Origin of the sequence: Methanobrevibacter sp. 87.7 (assembly GCF_002208625.1) — an archaeon.
GTDB lineage: Archaea > Methanobacteriota > Methanobacteria > Methanobacteriales > Methanobacteriaceae > Methanarmilla.
Map to the genome: position 1 here is coordinate 1 of NZ_MRCT01000137.1, position 4,798 is coordinate 4,798.

Annotated in this window: 5 protein-coding genes; all 5 read right to left on the reverse strand. The window is 24.9% G+C overall.

The window, feature by feature from the left end; all coding sequences use genetic code 11:
* Positions 1–397: 397 nt before the first annotated feature.
* The 5 genes from BGI41_RS06635 to BGI41_RS06655 all read right to left on the reverse strand — a co-directional run bounded on the left by BGI41_RS06635 (position 398) and on the right by BGI41_RS06655 (position 4,571).
* Positions 398–787 (reverse strand): DUF126 domain-containing protein, encoded by a 390-nt coding sequence (locus tag BGI41_RS06635; protein WP_088539724.1) that lies wholly within the window; start codon positions 785–787, stop codon positions 398–400.
* A 116-nt stretch (positions 788–903) separates the two neighbouring features.
* Positions 904–1,476, reverse strand: coding sequence for an FmdE family protein (locus BGI41_RS06640; protein ID WP_088539726.1), 573 nt, complete (start codon positions 1,474–1,476; stop codon positions 904–906).
* A gap of 103 nt (positions 1,477–1,579) precedes the next feature.
* Positions 1,580–2,371, reverse strand: coding sequence for an ABC transporter ATP-binding protein (locus tag BGI41_RS06645; protein ID WP_088539728.1), 792 nt, complete (start codon positions 2,369–2,371; stop codon positions 1,580–1,582).
* A gap of 25 nt (positions 2,372–2,396) precedes the next feature.
* The gene (locus tag BGI41_RS06650) at positions 2,397–3,404 is read right to left on the reverse strand and encodes an iron ABC transporter permease (RefSeq protein WP_088539730.1); all 1,008 of its coding nucleotides are present in this window, start codon (positions 3,402–3,404) and stop codon (positions 2,397–2,399) included.
* A gap of 69 nt (positions 3,405–3,473) precedes the next feature.
* Positions 3,474–4,571: an ABC transporter substrate-binding protein gene (locus BGI41_RS06655; protein WP_088539732.1), complete on the reverse strand. Its 1,098-nt coding sequence runs from the start codon at positions 4,569–4,571 to the stop codon at positions 3,474–3,476.
* Positions 4,572–4,798: the final 227 nt, after the last annotated feature.

The following is a 4,798-nucleotide window of genomic DNA, read 5'->3' on the forward strand; positions in this document are numbered from 1 at the left end:
ATATAATATCTTATTATATTTTTTATTTATAAGTATAATTAATTAATTTAGAAAATATAAAATTTAAGTGTACCTAAAAATTATATAAAATCTTTTGGTTAGCTTAATTGAATATTTAAACTTATACTTTATTTATTAAAATATATTCCTTTTAAAAAATCTTTATTTAATTTGAAAAAATAGTATTTAATTATAATTTGTTTTTAAGGATTAATTGAATATATTAAAATTTTTTATGAAAATAAGTTGTTTTTTATATTTTTGTGTGTTTATTATATTTTTTATGTAATTAACTTATTTTTTCTTGGTTTTTGTCTTTGTAATTATTTTTATGAAAATAATTAATTTTATAAGTTTATGAACTTATAATAAAAAAGTAGATTTAATAAAAATTATTTTATAATAATTTAATAGTACCTTCATCACTATTTACTTCTACTTTTTGTCCATTAACAAGATTTTCAGTATTATCTGGAGAATCAACCATAGGAATATTTGACATAATTGCTCCTGTTGCTATAATTGGTTCTGCTTTAAGACAAATAATAGCTTTAGGTGCAGTATTATTTTTTTTCATTTGAAAAATAACATAAGAACCTACTGTAGATCCTTTACCTCCTGGAATAAATAATATTTTATCTTTTATTGATTGATCTTTTAATTCATGTTTAATATCAATGACTTTTCCAGTTTCAGGGTCTACTCCACCTAAAAAACTAATAGGTTCACTACTTACAAATAATTCTCCACTTGCTTTTCCTTTTGCTATTTTTCTACAATTTATCATAATATCCCGTAAAATAATAATTAATATTATTTTTAGATTTAAATAATATAACTTTTTTTATATTTTAAAAAATTAGTTTTATAATATTTTGATTTTTTAAAATAAAAAAAGAAGATTTAATCTTCAATTATTTCATAGTAAGAACCTAAAGCACATGCTTTACAAACAGGTCTTCCACCAATAACTAATTGTTGATCATCAGCTATTTTTTCACCACATACTGAACAGAATGTAGAAGTATGTAATGGTCCTGGTTTTTGAGCTTCTTTAAGACCTACAATTTTTACTTTTTGAACATTAAATAATTCTTCAGCAGGGGTTTCTCTAAATCTTTGAACTAATTCTTCTCTAGTTTCTTTTTTAGTTTCTTTTTTATTTGCATCTACATCAGTAATTCTGTATGCTTCACCTGTTTCTATATTATAAAATGTTGCAGCAAATCTTCCATAATACATTTGTTTAAAAGCTCTTTTACCTATACTACAGTGGGTTACTATTAATATAGCATCAGCCATACATCTATCAGTTTCAACAAATACCATTAAGTTTTTATGTCTTTGGTTAAGGTCCATTCCCATGATTTCCATACCATACATTGCAAGTTTAGTACCTATTGCAATTCCACCACATACTTCACCATGGTATTCTTTAACTTTCATTAATTGTTCGTCATAAGTTTTCATATCCATTTTTTTCACCTGTTACATTTTTATTATTAATTAATAATAACCTTGATTTTATAAGTTTATTTTAATTTATTTTAATTTTTAATTCATAGATTGAGTTTAAGTTTTATTCCCATTTTGGGTAAGGTATACAAATTTTTCTTTTATTATTTAATTTTATTATATCTACATCGTCTATATTATATGCTTTTTCAATATTATTCTCAGTTAAAACATCATTAGGATTACCATATTCCATAAATTTTTTATCTTTCATTATTGCAACTTTATTTCCTACAATAAATCCATGATCTGGATTATGGGTTGACATAATTATAGATAATCCATTTGAAGATAATTTTTCTATTATTTTAAGAAGTTTAAATTGATTTCCAAAATCTAAATTAGAGGTAGGTTCATCTAATATTAATATACTTGGATTTTGGCAAAGAACTCTTGCAAGAAATACTAATTGTCTTTCTCCACCACTTAATTCAGTGTATGCTTTATCTTTTAAATGCATAATATTAAGTGTTTTTAATGATTTTCTAGCTATTTTTAAATCTTCTTCTTTTGGAGAATTTGTTAAATTAATATAAGGAGCTCTTCCCATTAATACAACTTCTTCTACATTAAATGGGAATGTAGGTATATGTCCTTGAGGAATATATCCAATATATTTAGAAAGTTCTTGATAAGTATATCCTTTAATATTTTTATCATTTAATAAAATTTCTCCAGTGTATGGTGTTTGAAGACGATTTAAACATTTTAGTAGTGTGGTTTTTCCAGTACCATTTGGTCCTAAAATACATAGAACATCTCCTTTATCTATTGTAAAGTTAATGTCTTTAAATATATCCGGAGATTCTTCTGAATATTTAAAGGAAATGTTTTTAACATCTAATAATTTTTTCATATTTATCTTCTTTTTATTTTTTTATTTAAAACCATTCGGAATATCCTTTTCTAAGTAAATATAAGAATACTGGTACTCCGATTACTGCAGTTAAAATTCCAATTGGAATTTCAACACTTATAAGACTTCTAGATATATTATCTACTATTAATAAGAAACTTGCACCAATACTTAAAGATGCAGGAATTAATATTTTATGGTCTGGACCTACAATCATACGAGTTAAATGAGGAACAAGAAGGCCAATCCAACCTATAATTCCACTTATAGATACTGATGCTGAGGTTATTAATGTTGCTGCAGCAATAAGAATTAATCTAAGTCTTTCAGGATTTTCTCCTAATGATTGTGCTTCTTCATCACCCATTGCTAATAAGTTTACTCTCCATCTTAATGAAAGAATTATTATTAAACCTATTATTACTGGAATTAAAGTGATTATTAATTTATTTATTGTTACTTCTGATAGACTACCCATTAACCAATAAACAATTTGTGGTAATTTATTATATGGATCTGCTATAAATTTAGCACCTGAAATTAATGCATTAAAGAATGCTGAAATTGCAGTACCTGCAAGTATTAAAACAAGTATACCTCCATTTTTATAGGATTTAGATATTAAATATGTAATTGATACAGAAATAATACCAAATATAAATGCGAATATTTGTGTAAAAATATTTCCAAGGGAAGCAAGTATTGCAATACTTGCTCCAAATCCTGCACCATTTGCTACACCTAATAAATCTGGTGATACAAGAGGGTTTTTGAATATTCCTTGAAATACTGCACCAGCAATAGCAAGAGATGCACCAACTAACATTGCAGCTATTATTCTTGGAAGTCTAATTTGGAATACAATAGTTGAAATTGCAGGTGAAACTGTAAGTGATGGAATAATAGGACTTAATAATGTTTTTATTACATCAATAGTACTAATTGGAAATCTTCCAATTGAAAAAGATAAAAAGAATATTAATATGGGTAATAAAATTAATATACTATCTCTTATTAGTTTATCATTCTCCATTCTTTCACCGATTGTAGTTAAATATTTTAGTTCTTTATGCTTATATAAGTCATTAATTGAATTTAGCCATTACATATTTGTTTCATTTAATCCAGAACCTTTTAATATTTCTTTAATATCATTATCACTTAAATCTATATGATAAAATTCTTTATAGAATTCTTTAGTTTCTGAAGTTAAATTAATATCTTTGTATTTTTCTGGATAAATTACTTTAGCAGTCCATGGGACTCCTATAATCATATTAGCACCAACTGGTCTATCAAACCATTTATATGGTGATGAAGGAGATAGGTATACTTGATGATTTTTTACTGCTTTAATATTTGACCATTTTGTATTATTATAAACACTTTTATAGAAATTTGAATCAGTAGTTATAATAATTTCAGGATTCCATTTCATTACTTCTTCAATTGATACTTGAACACTACTTGATGTATTTGAAGAACCTATTTCTGCAACATTTTTTCCACCACAAAGATCTATTAATTGTCCATGTGTTGAACCAGATGGATCTGTAGATAGTCCATCATCACCTTCTGCATAATAAACAGTTTTTTTATCTTTTTCTGGAATTGAATTAGATACTTCTTTTACTTTTTTAATATTTTTTTCATTAAAATCGCAAAGTTTATTTGCTTTATCTTCATCATTACTAACTTTTCCAACAAATTTTATTGATGAAGACATAGTGGTAATGTTAGTATCATCGTAAACTGCAACAACAGGTATACTACCAAATTTTTTCTGTCTATCATTTACATCAGAAATATCTCCACTTTCATCAACTGAATCAAATATTACATCAGGTTCTGTTGCTAAAAATTGTTCATAGTTACCAGTTTGTGATCCATACCATCCACCAATATTTGCATAATTTCTATATTGCCATGGAACATATTTTAATTCATCTTCAGTCCATTGGAAATTCATTCCACCTAATTTATTTGGTGCAAGCATATAAAGAACAGTGGTTATTGGAGGGCTTGTAGATACAACTTTTCCAGGGGTTACTGGTATTTGAACAGTTCTATTTCCCATATCACTTATAGTACGATTTTCATCTGATTTTGTTGTGTTTGGTGATAAAAATATATTAATTCCAATAAGTGCAACAATAAGAATAATTAATACTATAAGAATTATTTTAGATTTTTTATCCATATTATCACTAATTTTAATAATTTTTCTAAAAATTTATTTACTCTTTTTCCTTTCTAAAAAGATTATAGAAAAATTTCTTAAATATAAAATAACCGATATAACTAATTTATCATTTCGTTTTTATATATATTTCTAAAATTTTCTTAAGATTAATATTTTAATATAAAATATTGATTTAAACTATTTATTCTTAAGAATAACTTAGATAATTTAGATATTCGTAAATT

Excerpts from the sequence above, each read along its gene's own strand:
- BGI41_RS06635 (WP_088539724.1), bottom strand. The coding sequence starts at position 787 with ATGATAAATTGTAGAAAAATAGCAAAAGGAAAAGCAAGTGGAGAATTA.
- BGI41_RS06640 (WP_088539726.1), bottom strand. The coding sequence starts at position 1,476 with ATGGATATGAAAACTTATGACGAACAATTAATGAAAGTTAAAGAATAC.
- BGI41_RS06645 (WP_088539728.1), bottom strand. The coding sequence starts at position 2,371 with ATGAAAAAATTATTAGATGTTAAAAACATTTCCTTTAAATATTCAGAA.
- BGI41_RS06650 (WP_088539730.1), bottom strand. The coding sequence starts at position 3,404 with ATGGAGAATGATAAACTAATAAGAGATAGTATATTAATTTTATTACCC.
- BGI41_RS06655 (WP_088539732.1), bottom strand. The coding sequence starts at position 4,571 with ATGGATAAAAAATCTAAAATAATTCTTATAGTATTAATTATTCTTATT.